The organism is Cupriavidus sp. 2KB_3 (assembly GCF_052115685.1).
In the GTDB taxonomy this organism is placed as follows: Bacteria; Pseudomonadota; Gammaproteobacteria; order Burkholderiales; family Burkholderiaceae; genus Cupriavidus; species Cupriavidus campinensis.
In genome coordinates this window covers 1-15,235 of record NZ_JBFRHD010000023.1, presented here as the reverse complement: position 1 = coordinate 15,235, position 15,235 = coordinate 1, and the positions used below count along the sequence as shown (strand labels likewise).

The window sequence follows — 15,235 nt, the reverse complement described above, 5'->3', positions numbered from 1 at the left end:
ACCCCGTCATTGCCGCCGCCCCCTGGAAGAACTCGTAGGAACGCCATGCAACGCGACCGCTCGGCCACGCCGTCCGTCTACGCCCTGAACATTCACGCCCCGACCACCGCGACCGTCCCGACGGATACGCGGGTGCCAGCTTCGCTGGCCGAGCGGGGCCGGCGCAGCCTGCTTGCGCGGGCGGTGGCGGCGACGGTGGCCGTCACGTTGTGGCTTGGGCCGGTGCAGATCACCCTGCAGCAGGCCCGGCAGGCGGCGGGCGCGCTGGCGGCGGGGGCGACGGACGTCGATGCGCTGGCCGTGCACGGCGGTGCCGTGCGGCAGGGGTTGCTGCGCTGGGCGGTGTCGAAGCTGCCGGTGTTGCTGCGCTTTGGGCCAGCAGAGGCGCTGGCCGCACCGATTACCGATCCGAACGCGCCGGTACGCTTCACGCCATCGATTTCGGTGACCACGGGGCCTGGGGCACCCGATGGCGGTGTGCCGGTCGTCGGCATTACCACGCCGAACGCGCAGGGCATCTCGCTGAACCAGTATCGGACGTTCGTGGTCGATCCCATCGGCCTGATCCTGAACAACAGCGCAACCGGCGGCGGCGCTTTCCTGGGCGGGCAGGTCGCCGGCAATGCCAACCTGGCTGCGTCAGGGCCGGTGCGGCTGATCGTCAACCAGGTCACCAGCAGCGCGCCGGCGCAAATCAACGGCACCGTGGAGATCTTCGGCGCAGCGGCGGGCCTCGTGATTGCCGCGCCCGGAGGCGTCTACACCAATGGCGCGGGGTTCACCAACACCAGCCAGGTGACGCTGACCACCGGCACGCCGCAATGGCTGTCGGCCGCCGGCACCGCCACGAGCTTCGACACCGCCGCCACGGCCGGCTTCCTGGTGGAGGGCGGCAGGATCCAGATCGGCAATCCCACGCCGGGCAGCGCTGCCACGGGCATCGAGGGCACGGTCGGCAATATCAGCCTGATTGGCGAGTCGATTGGCATCGACGCCGCGCTGAACGCAGGCAAGCAGATCAACGTGGTGGCCGGCCGCCAGATGGTGACGCCGCTGGGCGATGGCTTTACTACCGCAGCCGCCGGGACAAACAACGCGGCTTCCAATACCAGCGCGAGCAACGGGCTGGCCATCGACGCCACAGCGTTCGGTGCGATGAACGCCGGCCAGATCCGGATCATCAGCACGGCGGCGGGCGTGGGTGTGCGTGCCGATGGCAACCTGGCGGCATCGTCCGGTAACCTGACCATCGATTCGGCTGGCAACCTCAAGGTAGGCAGCACCTATGCCAAGCAGGCGGCGGCGCTCAATGCGGGCGGCGCGATCGTGGCGTCCGGCAATGGCCAGGCGGAAGCGGGCTACACCGCCGGGGCGGGTGGGGATGTCACGCTGGGCGGCACGCTGGAGTCGGGCCGGGCGCTGACCGTGACGGCTGGCGGCGCGATCAACGGGGCCGGCGGCGTGAAGGCCGCGGAGGCGGTGACGCTGGATGCCGGTGCCAGCGTGGACGTAGGCGGTGCCGTCAGTGGCGCCACCGTGCTCGTCAAGGCGGCAGGGCAGGATGGGCGCGGCGATATCCGGCTCGGCGGCGACGTGACGTCGCCGGGCGCGATCCGGTTGCAGGCGGCACGCGACACCCTGATCGACGGCAACGCGGTGTCGGCCGGAGACCTCGACCTGGCATCGCAACGCAACCTGACGATTCGTGGCGCGGCCGGCAGTACGGCGGGCAACGTCGCGCTGACGGGCGTCACTGGGAGCGTAACCACCAGCGGCAACGTGGTGTCGCCGGGCACGCTGACGGTGACGGCTGGCACAGACGCCGTGCTGGGCGGGCAGGTGCTGTCTACCGGTGCGCTGAACGTGCGGCGCAGAACGGCAGTATCAGCACGAGCGGGGAGATCGGCAGCAATGCGGACCTGACGCTGACCGCTTCCCGCGATGTCACCGTGGGCGGCCAGGCGCAAAGTGCCGGCGACACCCGCATCCGCGCGACGCAAGGCAATGTGGCGATCCAGGGTGCCCTGACCAGCGATGGCGCGGCGGACATCCGCGCTGGCGGAAGCGCCGTGGTGGCGGGAAGCTTGTCCAGCGGTGGCAATACGACGCTGACGGCTGCGGGTGGATCGGCGACCGTTAGCGGCGCGCTGACCAGCCTCGGCAACGCCACGGTGAGCGGCGCGCAGGACGTGACCATGTCGGGCAGCACGCTTGTGGGCGGCAACCTTGGCGTCGCAGCGGGCGGATCGGCGAATGTGAGCGATCTGACGTGGATTGGCGGCGACGCCACGCTGCGCGGCAATGACGTGACGATCGGCGCGGCGGCCGCCGGCAATGGCAACGCGGTGAACCGCAAGCTGGACGCCGCCGCCACGCGCGCGCTGACCCTGACCGGCAGCAGCACGGGCACGAACGTCACGTTGAGCGGGGCAACCATCGTCAACCAGGGTGTCACCGCTGCGGTACAGGCCCTGAACGTGGGAGGCGGCACCGTCATCAATGCCGGCACGATGGCCGGCAACACGGCCGCGTTCAACGTCGGCAACCTGACGAACCGGGGCACCATCGGCGGCCAGACGGTGGACGCCACGGTGACGGGGGCGCTCGACAATGCGTACGGGCTGATTGCCGGTGCGCAGCGCCTCGACGTGACCGCGGGCACCCTGGCCGCGAACCAGGGCGGCACGCTGTTCGCGGGCGACCTGACCGGCCAGAGCCCGCTGACGGGAAATCTCGGCTTCACGATTTTGGGTGGCAACGGCAGCTTCAATAACGCGAGCGGCCAGATCCTGGCGGGCAACAACCTGACGGTCAACGCGCTGAACCAGGTCTTCGACCCATCGGCAACGAGCACCGGCAGCCTCAACGCCAACGGCACGCTGACGCTGGGCGCGCTGGCCATCAACAACACCGGAACCTGGACCGTGCCGGGCGGCAGCGTGGTGCTCAATGCCAGCCAGGGCATCACCAACAGCGGCACGATCCAGAAGGCTGGCGACCTGTCATTGGCAACTGGCGGTACGTTGACCAACACGGGGCAGATTGTCGGTGGCAGCAACGTCTCGCTGTCGGCCGGCAATCTGTCCAATACCGGCACGATGCATGCCAACGGCAACCTCGCGCTGGACGGCAACGTCACCAACCGTGGCGTGGCGGAGGCGCTGGGTGACATCGTCGTCACGGGTTCGAACTACGACAACACGGGCGCGAAGACCCAGGCCAATCGCGACGTGAGGATCGACATTGGCGGCACGGTGTCGAACACCGGCGGCGTGCTCGGCGCGAACCGCGACATGCATATCGCTGCCGGGGCGGTCGTCAATGACCGGACCGGGCCGGTGGATGCCGGCAGCACGACCGGCAAAGTGACGAACGACGCGCTGCTGGACTCCACGGTGATCGGCAGCTATCGGCCATTGGCGGGCGGCTATTGCGATACCTGTACCGGCAACGAACTCGGCAACCCGCTGGATATCCGCATCGGCGACCTGACACGGACTGCTGACAGGACGTCGATTTCACCGGTCATCGGCTACGTGCCGTACTACAGCGGTGGTGACGCTGGCGTGGTCTACCTGCCCATGTGGCACGTAGGTGCCAACGACCCCGTGCCGGGAAATCCGCTGGTGGCCCTGCCTACGGTGGACCGCACCATTGTCATCCAGACGGATGGCGTAGCCGGCCAGATCATCAGCCGGGGCAAGCTTGACATCGCCGCCGCTTCGCTCTCCAACAAGGGCGGTGCGATCTCGGCGGGCGGCGACCTGACGCTGAACGTGGGTGCACTCGATAACGGCCGATCCGCCACGCTGGTCAGCAGCGTGACGGACCAAGTGAATGCGGGGGAACTGAGCGCGTTCCTCGCGCAGCTCAAGAGCATTGGGGAGCGTGTAGACGGCACCATTCCCGGCACGACCCAGACGGTGTTTGGCACCCCCTCGCCGGGTTGCCAGGGCGATAACTGTGGCGCGCCGCCGGTGACGGCGTTTCCGATGAACATCGGAACGGCGGCAGATAACTCGGCCGTCAGCGCGCCCACCCAGTCATCGACCATCTACCAGCTCGGCAAGGCCGGCCAGATCACGGCAGGCGGCAACCTCGCCCTGACGGGCACCGGTGACCTGACCAATGCCGGGGACTTGGCGGCGGCGGGCAAGGTGACCATCACCACGCCCGGCACGTTCACCAACCAGGGTGTCCATGACATCCAGGTGAGCACCCGCCAGGGGTGCCTGCCCGGTGCCGATTGCCCAGACGACAGCGCGCCGACCGTTCAGTCGGTCACGTGGCAGCAGACGCCCAGCACGGTGGCGGCGGGCCAGACGCTGACCATCAACGCGGCGAACGTCAGGAACCTGAGCGGCACGCTTGCCGCGCAGGGCAACGTGGCCATCACCGCGGGCGGCACGGTCACGAACCAGGCTGGCGCCATCCAGTCGCTTTCGGGCGATGTCTCGATTACGGCGGCGTCGCTGGTCAATACCTCGCTCGACCCGGTGCAACTGCACAAGAGCTACGGCGGCCAGAATCCGTCCTATGCGGGCGGCTGCAACCCCGGTGGCACCTATGGGAACAGCCAGTGCGCCGCGACGGAGGATGCAGCGGCGGGGCCGGCGGCGGTCATCAGCGGTGCGCGCGATGTCTTCATTCAGGGCGGCAGCGTCAACAACCACGGCGCGCTGATCAGCGGCGGCCGCAATGTCAGCGTGCAAGCCACCGGCGGCGTGGACAACACGGCCATCGCGCTCAATGCGGATTGGGTTGGTCGCTGGCAGGAAGACCGCAGCGGCGGCGACCGCTGGCACGATACCGGCGGCCGGGCCGCCATCGGAAACATTGCCTCGGGCATTCAGGCCGGCAATGCGCTGTCCGTGAATTCGGGCGGCCAGATCGTCAATACCGGCAACCTGATGGGCGCGGCGGTGGACATCACCGGTGCCGCGATGGTCAACGGCATCACAAGCCCGAACCAGCCGACGCCCCCGGCGGCCCCGCCGACTCAAGTCATTTCACTCGGCCCGCCGCCGGTGCCGGCTGGCTCGCTGCCGGCCGCGACGCCCACGGCGGACCCGACCGAACCGTGGCAATTCACCCCGGTCATCGTGGCGACGCCTGCCGCGCCCACGGCGGGTGGGCCGGCCACCGTTGACTGGCACTTCAACGCCAAGCCCGACGGCACGCCGCTGACAGCGCCGACGAACACCGGCGGCCGTGCCCAATACGTCAACCCGAACCCGGCGACGGGCGTGCTGGCCGGGGTGACGCCGGATAGCCTGCTGGGCCAGTTGCCGCCGGAACTGCGGCCGGGCAACGTCACGTTCTACTACGACCCGTACACCGAATCGCAGAAGTTGAATCAGGCCGCGTTGCAGCAGACGGGGCAGGACAGCTTCGTCAGCGGGCTGGCATGGGACAGCCAGAACAATCTCTCGGTCGATGACCAGGAGAAGCTGGCGCTGTACAAGAACGCGGCGGACTACGCCAAGGAACACAGCATTGCGCTGGGCACGGCGCTGACTGACGAACAGGTGCACGCGCTGGACAAGCCGATGCTCTGGTACGTGGAGCAGGCCGTCCCGGACCCGCGCTGCACGGTGGCCAGCACGGCCTGCGGCAGCGTGAATGCGCTGGTGCCGCAGGTTTATCTGCCGGACGGCTACGCACAGGTGCTGGCGACGCCCAACGGCGGCGTGATCAGCGCGCAGAACGTCAGCCTGGACATCGACGGACAACTGCGTAACAGCGGCCAGATCACGGCCGGGGACCTGCTGCAGGTGAAGGCGGGCAGCCTTGACCTGAGCCCGAACGTGGTGGACATCGGCACGAATGCGTACAAGGCGCAGGGCGGCTGGAATGTTGTGACGGGCACGGTGGTGCAGCCGGGCGGCTTCCTGTCGGCGATGCGCATGGACATCGACGCCGGCATGATCCACGCGGTGAACGACGCCTTCCGCATCACCCGTGCCGACGGCACCGTGGACGAGGAAGCCAGCGCGGCACTGGTGGCGCAACTGAAGGAGAGCCTCGGGCTGAACTACACCGAGGACACGCTCCAGGACGACATCCACACCCGGTTTATCAAGGAAAAGAAGGGCTTCGGCATCATCGGCCAGATCGTGGCGATGGTGGCTGCGGTGGCGATTTCGATTGTTACGGCAGGGGCGGGGGCGGCGCTGATGGGCGTAGCCATGGCCCAGATGACGGTCGCGCAGGCAATGATTGCCGTGGCCATCGATGCAGCCATCTCGGCCACGCTGTCGAGCATGGTGACCCAGGTGCTCACCACGGGCTCGCTGAACATCGGCGCAGCGCTGAAGGCGGGCGTTGTGTCTGGCATGACAGCTGGGGCGACCCGAGGCATTACAGCGGGATTTAACCTCGGTGACACCGGTATTGGTAGCTTTGGCGACAATCTTGCCCAAGGTAATTGGGCGGCGATGCAGGATAGTGTCGTCAATTACATGGAGGCAACCGTCGTCCGGTCAGCGGTCAGTGCTGGCGTGAATACGATTGCTTATGGCGGGAGTTTTGGGCAGGCGTTTACGGGTGGGCTGGTAAGGGATGCGGCGGCGCTCGGGGCCAACGGCATTGGTGTGAATGCACCAGGCATTGGCATCCCGGGATCGGATCCATCGACCATTCTGACCAATGTATTGGGGCATGCGCTCGTGGGTTGCGCTGCGCAAAGCCTGACGGGTGGTGATTGCGCAGGAGGCGCGATTGGTGGCGCGGCGAGTGCTATTGCGGCGCCGTTGATTCGGGACGAGGTCTACGCGGGCAGCTATGTCGTCAACTACAGCGATGACAAGGTTCGGCAGGCTCTGACGGTTGGGCTTGCGACGCTGATTGGAGGAGCAACTGGCGCGCTGTTGGGGCGTGACGTAACTTCGGCCGGGTTGGCTGCGCAGAACGAGGCCATCAATAACGCGACCAGTGCCGCGATGGTCCCGAAGCCGGCGCCCAGTGGGCCTGGCGGCACTGCCTTCCCGAACAACGGCCCGCAAAAGTCCGACCCGTTGACCAACCCGCTGGAAGCGGAGAATGATGGTGGTCCGATTGGGACGCCGAATAATGGGCCGCAGGGTTCGACGCTGATTGGGACGCCGAATGTCGGGCCGGTGGGAGCGACATTGTTGTCGAATCCCGGGTGCGTGCTGATGCCGGTCATATGTGCTGGGCTGACGGCAATTGCGCAGGTTCAGAACGATGCTGGGTCGTTGTGGTCGTCAACGGGTTCAAAAACCGCTGTCGAAAATGCCTATAGTCACTGGGATAAGCACATGACCGAATTCCCGGAGTATAACAATTCTGTTCAATATGTTCGTGGAGCACAGATTTTCGTTGCAACTCCTCCGCCAGGAACGTTAGCTATAAGTCGTTCTAATGGTGACACGGTTCTATATAATCCGAACACCAATACACTCGCAGTAAAGGGGGCGGATGGATCGCCGAAAATTATGTTTAGGCCGGATCCGGCTCAACACGGATATCCGACGAACTTGGACTACTTCAATGCACAAAAAAGATAATGGCTGTCGAGTACGTGGATATATGTTGGATTTTCGCCCATGGGGTGATGATGGGTGTTCTCCAACGTGGGAGATTTGCCCTTGCTGCGGAACAGAATTCGGATATGAGGATTCCACGCCGGAAAGCGCTAGAGCGAGGCGAATTAAATGGATCTCCTATGGGATGAAATGGTTTAAGGAGGGGGAAAAACCAATGGGTTGGGATTATGAGAGTCAGTATGCCAACATTCCCGATAATTTTAGGTAGATGATTTGTCCACGAAGCCTACCAGGTCTCATGAATCGCCACCTACCAGGGGGTTACCTTCCTTGGGGAAGAGCATTACGCCCCGCTTTCCAACGCAGTTCCCATCTGGCGGCTTCTTCTTCGTGAATCGTCCGGCTTGTAAGCACGTCGCCTCGGCTGCCACCGAGACGGAAAAGACGCTCAGCTTTGTGCTCGATTCCGGGAAATCAAGTATGTGCGTAGTTGGCCATCGTCGGGTCTGATGGTCGGTCGCTTGGTACTGGAACTGGAAACGCCGGAAAAAGCCAAAGAGGATCTCGCCTCGCTGAGCTACACGGGCGATCAGGTCAAGACGGCCGCCAAGTAACAGAAGTCGTTGGGAGGATGCTGGCTTCGGCATCCTCCACGGCAAGGCCCTGGCACACCCCCAGAAAATGGCGTTAAATAAACAAATCCCCACTCCTCACCAGGCCCCGCCATGCCTGCCAGCGCCAGCCCCATCGCCCGCTGTTTTGCCCTGAGCTACGCGGAAGCCAGACAGAAATTCCTCACCGCAGCGCGCCAGGCCGGCGCCACGCTGACTGAATTCCCCCATCCCACCGAAACCGGTAGCGAAGGCGAGGTACTTGCCATCGATGTTGCGTGGATCGGCGCCGTCGATACCTCGCGCGTATTAATGAGCACTTCTGGCACGCACGGCGCCGAAGGGTTTTGTGGATCTGGTGCGCAGGTGGCATTGCTGGGCGATACCGCGCTCCACGCGGAGTGCCGTCAGGCCGGCTTCGCGCTGTTGTTGGTCCATGCGGTGAATCCGTACGGGTTTTCACATTTGCGGCGGGTCAATGAGGATAACGTCGATCTGAATCGCAATTTCATGGATTTCGATCAACCCCTGCCGACGAACGCGCCGTATGCGGAGGTGGCGCCGTTGTTGCTGCCAGCGCACTGGCCGGCGTCGGATGCGGATCAGGCCGCGCTGATGAAGATTGCGGCCGAGCGCGGCATGGGGTGGTATCAGGCAGCGGTCAGTGCCGGGCAGTATCACGATCCGGGCGGGCTCTTTTTCGGCGGGCAGAAGCCAACCTGGAGCAACTACACGCTGCGGCGCATTCTGGCGCGCTTTGGCACGGACCGGAAGGTGCTGCGTTGGATCGACATCCACACCGGTCTTGGCCCGTGGGGCTATGGCGAGCCGATCTACATGGGGCCGGACGATCCCGCGCAAATCGCCAGGGCCCGCGAGATCTGGGGGCCGTGTGTGACGTCGATCTACGACGGCTCGTCGACGTCGGCCAACCTCACGGGGTTGGCGTGGCAGGCGGTGCCGCAGACGCTCGGCACCATCGACTATGCGGGCATCGCGCTCGAATTCGGCACGCTGCCGCTGGCGGAAGTCCTCGATGCCCTGCGGGGCGACCACTGGCTCCACCGCCACCCCGAGGCCGACGAGAACCAGCGCGCGCTGATCAAGCATGCAGTCTGGCGGGCGTTCTACGGGGATGCTGACGACTGGCGCGACGGCGTGGTCGCGCAGGTGTTGGAGGCGGTGCGGAAGGGCGTGGGGATCGCCTAGCGGTGCATCGGCAAGCTACGCCTGCGCGCCGCTCTGTTCCACGAGCCAATTCCGGAACGAGCGTGCCGCCGCCGGTTCCACGCGGTCGCGCGGCCAGACCGCGTAGTAGCCGCCGCCCAGCGAGGCGCTTGCATCGCAGGCCCGCACCAGCACGCCAGAATCCAGGCAGTTGTCGATCATGTGCCGCCAGCCGAGTACGATGCCCTGGCCCTCGATGGCCATCTGCACGAGCACCGGATAGGAGTTGACCACCAGTCCATGTTCGATGCGCGGATCGCGCAGGCCATTGCGTGTGAGCCACGTGGGCCACGACATCCACTGCCGCTGGGCGTCTTCGAGCACCAGCAGTGTCTCCTTCGGCAGGTCGGCCACGGCCAGCTTGCGGCCGTGCAGGTAGCTGGGCGCGCACACGGGAAAGACCTCTTCGTCATACAGCCGCCGCGCGGCCAGGCCGCTCGGGGCGCCTTCGCGCAGGTAGTAGAGGGCGATATCGAAGTCCGTGCCGGCCAGCGAGGCCAGGCTGTCGTTGACGATGAGGCGCACCCGGTAGTCCGGATGCTGCGCGCGGAATGCCGCGAGCCGGGGCGCCAGCCACAGCACCGCCACGCCGGACGAGCAGGCCACCGACAGCTCCACCTGCCCCTTGCGCTTCATCACGTCTTCCGTGGCCTCGGCGCAGGCCACCAGCAGGCGCTGCACCTGCTCGGCGTACTGCTGGCCGGCAACGGTCAGCCGCAGCGCGCGCGGTTCACGTACGAACAGCTTCTTGCCGAGAAAGCGCTCGAGTTGCGCCACCTGCCGGCTGATGGCGCTTTGGGTCAGATGGAGTTCGGTGGCCGCGCGCGTGAAGCTGCCATGGCGCATGGTCGATTCGAAGGCGACCAGGCAGGGCAGGGGCGGCAGGGGTGTGATGCGCATGGGGGAACGAAAACATGGCGGCAGGAGCCGCCATGATAAGTCCCACGCCGGGCGGCGACACGTTTTACCGTTCGCCACCCGTGTCCTGCACTAGCGAGGTGCCTGATGCACCCGGCCGGCCTGCATGACGAGCCCGATGCGGGCATTGGGGCCGGCCAGCACGCCGATATCGGTGAGTGGGTCGCCGTCCACGGCAATCAGGTCGGCCAGCGCGCCGGCGCGTACCGTGCCGAGTTCCCCGTCGCGCTCGAGGATGGCAGCCGCGATGGAGGTGGCCGAGCGAATCGCCTCGAGGTTGCCGAGCAGTTCCGCGCGGATGCGGAATTCCTCGGACTGGTACTGGTGCATTTCCCCGAGCAGGTCCGAGCCGAAGCCCATCTTCACGCCGGCTTCGGCGTAGATGGCCAGCGAATCGCGCCCGGCCTGACGCACGGTCTCGATCTTGGCGACCGAGTCGGCGGGCAGGCCGAGGCGTGCGCCGTCGCGCGCCAGCGCGTCGTAAGTGATCAGGGTGGGCACGACAAAGGCGCCGTGGTCGCGCATCACGCGGGCGGCGGCGGCATCCACGAGGTTGCCGTGCTCGATGGTCCGCACGCCGCACCGCACGGCGCGGGTGATGGCGCGGCCCGTGTAGGCGTGAGCCATCACGTAGGTCTGGGCGGCCTCGGCCTCCGCCACGATGGCGCGGATCTCGTCCTCGCTGTACTGCGTGTTGCCGATGGGGTCGGTCGGCGACGCCACGCCGCCCGATGCCATGATCTTGATCTGCGTGGCACCCTTCTGGATTTCCTCGCGCACGGCCAGGCGCACGGCATCGACACCATCCGCCACGCGGGCGATGGCGCCGGCACGGAAGGCGCACGAGCAGGGCTCGAGCGTGTCCGAGCGCGGCCGGAAGTCGCCATGGCCGCCGGTCTGCGAGAGCGCCTTGCCGGACGGGAAGATGCGCGGACCCGGAATCAGCCCGGTGGCCACGGCCTGCGAGAGGCCCCAGTCCGCCCCGCCGGCATCGCGCACGGTGGTGAAGCCGCGCTCCAGCATGCCCCGCATGATCGGCATGGCGCGGAAGGCCACCAGCACGTTGGGCTGCACCGCGTTCACGCCCAGGTTGGCCAGCGAGGCCAGCACATGCACGTGGCAGTCGATCAGGCCCGGCATCACGGTCTTGCCGGTCACGTCGATCACAGTGGCCTGCGGCGCGTGGATGGGCGTGGCCGAGACCTCGACGATCCGTTCACCGTCGATCAGGACATCATGGCGCGCCAGCACCGTGCCGCGTGCGGGGTCGAGGACGTTGCCGCCCTGGAGCAGGATTTGAGTCATGAGGCTGTTGCGGAAAGACTTCCGTTCAATGCTTGCGAAGATAGGCGGGCTCGCGCACCAGACGCGTGCCAACGAAGCTGATGGCGGCGGCAATCATCACGTAGAAGGCCGGTGCCATGGTGCTGCCCGTGGTGGCGATCAGCCACGTGATGAAGAACGAGGCGAAGCCGCCGAAGATCGTCACGGCCATGTTGTAGGCCACCGAAAGCCCCGTGGACAGCACCTTGGCCGGGAACAGCTCCGAGAAGGCAGCCAGGATCGGGCCGGTATAGGTGGCGATCAACACACCGAACACCACCTGGAACACCAGCAGCGAGGCCAGCCCCGGGGCATGGTTGATGTAGGCGAACATTGGCCAGGCCAGCACGAAGATCAGCGCGGCGGCACCGGAGAGCAGCCCACGGCGGCCGATGCGGTCCGCCAGCAGGCCGACGATGGGCGCGAACACCATGATCGCCAGGCCCCCGGCCATGCCGGCGACAAAGCCGGTGGATTGCGGCACCTTGAGCACCTTCACGGCGTAGGTCGGCATGTAGAACAGCAGCACGTAGGTGCAGACCGTCCACAGGATCACCATCGAGAAGCTGGCGGCGGTCTGGCGCGGGTAGTCGCGCAGCACCTCGGTCAGCGGCGAGTCGGTCTTGTCGGTGGCCTCGCGGAAGGTGGGCGTCTCATCCAGATGATGGCGGATGTAGTAGCCCACCGGGCCAATCACCATGCCGAGCAGGAACGGCAGGCGCCAGCCCCAGCTATTGAGGGCCTCGGTGCTCAGGGAAGCCGTGACGAAGGTGCCCACGGCGGCGCCGAGCAGCACGGCCACGCCGATGCTGGCCTGGATCCAGCTCGAATAATAGGCGCGCTGGTTCTCCGGCGCGTATTCGGTCAGGAAGGCGGTGGCGCCGCCCATCTCGCCGCCGGCGGAGAAGCCCTGCATGAGCCGGGCCACCACGATCAGCAGCGGCGCGAACAGGCCGATCTGGTCATAAGTGGGGGCGATGCCGATCAGCGTGGTGCCCAGCGCCATCAGCAGGATGGTCAGCGAGAGCGCGGCCTTGCGGCCCACGCGGTCGGCGTAGATGCCGAGGATGATGCCGCCCACGGGGCGCATGAAGAAGCCCACCCCGAAAGTGGCCACGGCCAGCAGCAGTGACGACAGGTCGTCACCGGTGGGGAAGAACAGCCTGGCGATGATCACGGCGAAGAAGCTGTACACCGTGAAATCGAACCATTCGAGCCCGTTGCCGATCACCGTGGCGATGATGGCGCGGCGTCGCTGGCTGGCGGCGACGCGGGGTTGGTCGGCCGCATAGGCGGGGGCGCTGGCTTGCATGTCTCTCTCTCCCTTTCTGGCAGTTGAGGCCGATGTTAGGGGCGCCACGATGACGCGAGAAACGAAATCTGCGCATGCGGCCATGACGTCAGCGCATGCATGGGCTGTGCCAGGCCCTCCCGGGTTCATGGTAGGACGGCTTGTTATCGCGCCCGCTGGTGTAGTACAACGCCTCCGGGGACCCGAGCCCGAAATCCCCCATCATGAAGCTGCCGCCTTCGACCCGGATCAGGTCCTTCAACACCTTGCGCTTGAGCTTCTCTACGCGTTCCTCGATGCTGCCTTCCGTCAAGGCCAGCAGCTCAGCTGTGAGTGCCGGAGGCTGCTGCAAGATCGGCGCGTCCTCGCCCGGGTCTTCCGACATGATGGGCTGGCGTGGTGGGTGGACATCGGTCAACGCTGAGACCGGCTGTTGTGCGCCCCCGAAGAGGAGTGTCAATCCGGCAGCAATGGATCCTATCGTTCTGAACTGCATTCGGGCCTCGCTGGTGTCATCGCGACTGTGCTACAGCACGGTCGATGTTCACGACACAGCGAACAGTGTGCGATACGTTGAATCCGGGTCCAATGGCGCCCGTTCGGATGTCTTTTCCAGTCATCATGGGATCGCGCTTAAAGCGCTTGATGTTGAGGCCAGAGATATAGTCGCCCCCCGAATATCCCCGAATTGAACGCAAGGATCCGGTCGGCGGTCCCTTCGGATCGTGCTCGGGGCTGACGCGGTACCAGTCCTCGTCATACCAGTCCTGCATCCACTCCCATCCGTTGGCGTTCATGTCATATAGCCCGAGCGGATTGGGCGGGAAGATCCCCACCGGGTACAGCATGGCTCGGGTCACAGAGGACGGCTCATGAGGGTCGGTGTCAACAATGGGTTTCATTCGTTGGGCCTGATCATAGGTATCAATATTCCGGCCGAAATCGATATGCCCGTTGTCCGTCGCCCAGAGGAAGTTCTGGCCACGGCTACGGGCGGCATACTCCCATTGCGCCTCGCTCGGCAAACCGAAGGGCAAGCCAATCTGCTCGCCTAGCCATTGGCAATAGTCCCTGGCCTGCTGCCAGTACATGCCGGCCGGTATCAACGGATGTGCTACAGCGCGGTCGATGTTTGCCACACAGCGAACAGTGTGCGATACGTTGAATCCCGGCCCGATGACACCCGTGAAACTGTCCTTTTTCGTGATTATGGGATCCCGCTTAAAGCGCTTGATATTGAGGCCAGAGATATAGTCGCCCCCCGAATATCCCCGGATCGAACGCAAGGTTCCGGTAGGTGGCCCTTTCGGATCATGCTCGGGGCTGATGCGGTACCAGTCCTCGTCATACCAGTCCTGCACCCCCGCGAACGCGCCGGCGGAAGCATCGAGCGTGGCAACGTCGGCCTCGTCCTTGGTATTGATGGAAACCGTCTGCTTCCTGCGGGCCTTCTTGCCTTTGCGGCCTCGCTTGCCGGCGGCTTTCGGCATGTTCTTGTCCAAAGGCGAGACTTCGATCTTCATGGCCAGTTCGGCGGCAATGCTGGCGCCCACCACGCCCGACACCTCCACGGTGAGCCGGCAACGGCCCGCAATCAGCTTGAATGTCCTGCCGTCGCCATCAGTAACGGTCCACAACCAACCGTCCTTGCGTGGAAAGAAGAGGTCGAGCTTCGCCTCAGCCTTGGCAAAGTCCACGGCGGCGTGACCCTCGGCCTTGACGCTGAGACGGCGATCCATCACCGACATGTCGCCGTTGAGACTGCCGCCATAGGAGAAGCGCATCAGCTGGGCACCCGCGCCAAGCTCGATGTCGGCAATCTGCGCCGCGTCGTATGAAGCCGATCCGCGCCGTTCAAGCTGATGCGCCTGGTTCCAGTTATCTGCCCACTGGCCCAGCGTGATGCTTGCGCCACCCTCCAGATCTTCGCCAAACAGCGTTTTGGGCGTGATGGTGGTCTGTTTGGCGACCTGCTCCTTCACATAGGTGTGCAGCTTTGCCTTGTCCAGCCTTCGCTTCCCGTTACTACCCTTTTTGTAAACTTCGGACCATTTTGTCTTGTCGACGTCCTTGAGCTTCGGCCATTTCGGTTTCAGCTTGCCGGATTCCACGTAGACCAGTTTCTCCGGCATTGTCTTTGGCCACTTGGCGAACTGCCGCAGGCCATCCGCGGATTTGACCGACGCAATCTTTTTCTTGAACGATCCATCGTCGAAATTTCCCTTCGTATCCTCTGCTGCCTTCCTCCGTTGCTCCTTCCGGTTGTCATGCTTCAAGGCGATCAACTCGACAAGCTTCTTGCCGGCCCCGGCTGCGCTCTGCTTGTCTTCCTTTGGCTTCTCAGGCGCATCGGATGC

Annotated in this window: 8 protein-coding genes and 1 pseudogene; 4 read left to right on the top strand and 5 right to left on the bottom strand. The window is 65.2% G+C overall.

The features are described from left to right. The first annotated feature begins 45 nt into the window (after window positions 1–45). The 4 genes and pseudogenes from AB4120_RS22515 (at window position 46) to AB4120_RS22500 (ending at window position 9,328) form a co-directional block, all read left to right on the top strand. The gene (locus tag AB4120_RS22515; RefSeq protein ID WP_441642860.1) at window positions 46–1,923 is read left to right on the top strand and encodes a filamentous hemagglutinin N-terminal domain-containing protein; all 1,878 of its coding nucleotides are present in this window, start codon (window positions 46–48) and stop codon (window positions 1,921–1,923) included. 26 nt (window positions 1,924–1,949) lie between these two features. Beyond that, window positions 1,950–7,529, top strand: a complete 5,580-nt coding sequence (locus AB4120_RS22510) for a hypothetical protein (RefSeq protein ID WP_441642859.1) — start codon at window positions 1,950–1,952, stop codon at window positions 7,527–7,529. 354 nt (window positions 7,530–7,883) lie between these two features. Continuing rightward, a pseudogene (locus AB4120_RS22505) lies at window positions 7,884–8,122 on the top strand (DUF2846 domain-containing protein); the annotation flags it as partial. Window positions 8,123–8,233: 111 nt separating this feature from the next. After that, window positions 8,234–9,328: a M14 family metallopeptidase gene (locus AB4120_RS22500; RefSeq protein ID WP_441642858.1), complete on the top strand. Its 1,095-nt coding sequence runs from the start codon at window positions 8,234–8,236 to the stop codon at window positions 9,326–9,328. Window positions 9,329–9,343: 15 nt separating this feature from the next. Here AB4120_RS22500 and AB4120_RS22495 read toward each other — a convergent pair whose 3' ends face one another. The 5 genes from AB4120_RS22495 to AB4120_RS22475 all read right to left on the bottom strand — a co-directional run. After that, the gene (locus tag AB4120_RS22495; protein ID WP_149135826.1) at window positions 9,344–10,246 is read right to left on the bottom strand and encodes a LysR substrate-binding domain-containing protein; all 903 of its coding nucleotides are present in this window, start codon (window positions 10,244–10,246) and stop codon (window positions 9,344–9,346) included. Window positions 10,247–10,336: 90 nt separating this feature from the next. Next, window positions 10,337–11,569, bottom strand: a complete 1,233-nt coding sequence (locus AB4120_RS22490; RefSeq protein ID WP_441642857.1) for an amidohydrolase family protein — start codon at window positions 11,567–11,569, stop codon at window positions 10,337–10,339. Between the two features lie 25 nt (window positions 11,570–11,594). Beyond that, complete coding sequence (locus AB4120_RS22485) at window positions 11,595–12,899, bottom strand: MFS transporter (RefSeq protein ID WP_441642856.1); 1,305 nt, start codon at window positions 12,897–12,899, stop codon at window positions 11,595–11,597. A gap of 88 nt (window positions 12,900–12,987) precedes the next feature. Continuing rightward, entirely contained in the window at window positions 12,988–13,263 is a 276-nt protein-coding gene (locus AB4120_RS22480; RefSeq protein WP_149135829.1) for a hypothetical protein, read from the bottom strand. Between the two features lie 127 nt (window positions 13,264–13,390). Next, window positions 13,391–15,235, bottom strand: a 1,845-nt coding sequence (locus AB4120_RS22475; RefSeq protein ID WP_441642855.1) for a formylglycine-generating enzyme family protein, incomplete at its 5' end; no start/stop codon positions are given.

What these genes read in the sequence shown, in the direction of transcription:
- AB4120_RS22515 (WP_441642860.1), top strand. Translation starts at nt 46, where the DNA reads ATGCAACGCGACCGCTCGGCCACGCCGTCCGTCTACGCCCTGAACATT.
- AB4120_RS22500 (WP_441642858.1), top strand. Translation starts at nt 8,234, where the DNA reads ATGCCTGCCAGCGCCAGCCCCATCGCCCGCTGTTTTGCCCTGAGCTAC.
- AB4120_RS22495 (WP_149135826.1), bottom strand. Translation starts at nt 10,246, where the DNA reads ATGCGCATCACACCCCTGCCGCCCCTGCCCTGCCTGGTCGCCTTCGAA.
- AB4120_RS22490 (WP_441642857.1), bottom strand. Translation starts at nt 11,569, where the DNA reads ATGACTCAAATCCTGCTCCAGGGCGGCAACGTCCTCGACCCCGCACGC.
- AB4120_RS22485 (WP_441642856.1), bottom strand. Translation starts at nt 12,899, where the DNA reads ATGCAAGCCAGCGCCCCCGCCTATGCGGCCGACCAACCCCGCGTCGCC.
- AB4120_RS22480 (WP_149135829.1), bottom strand. Translation starts at nt 13,263, where the DNA reads ATGTCGGAAGACCCGGGCGAGGACGCGCCGATCTTGCAGCAGCCTCCG.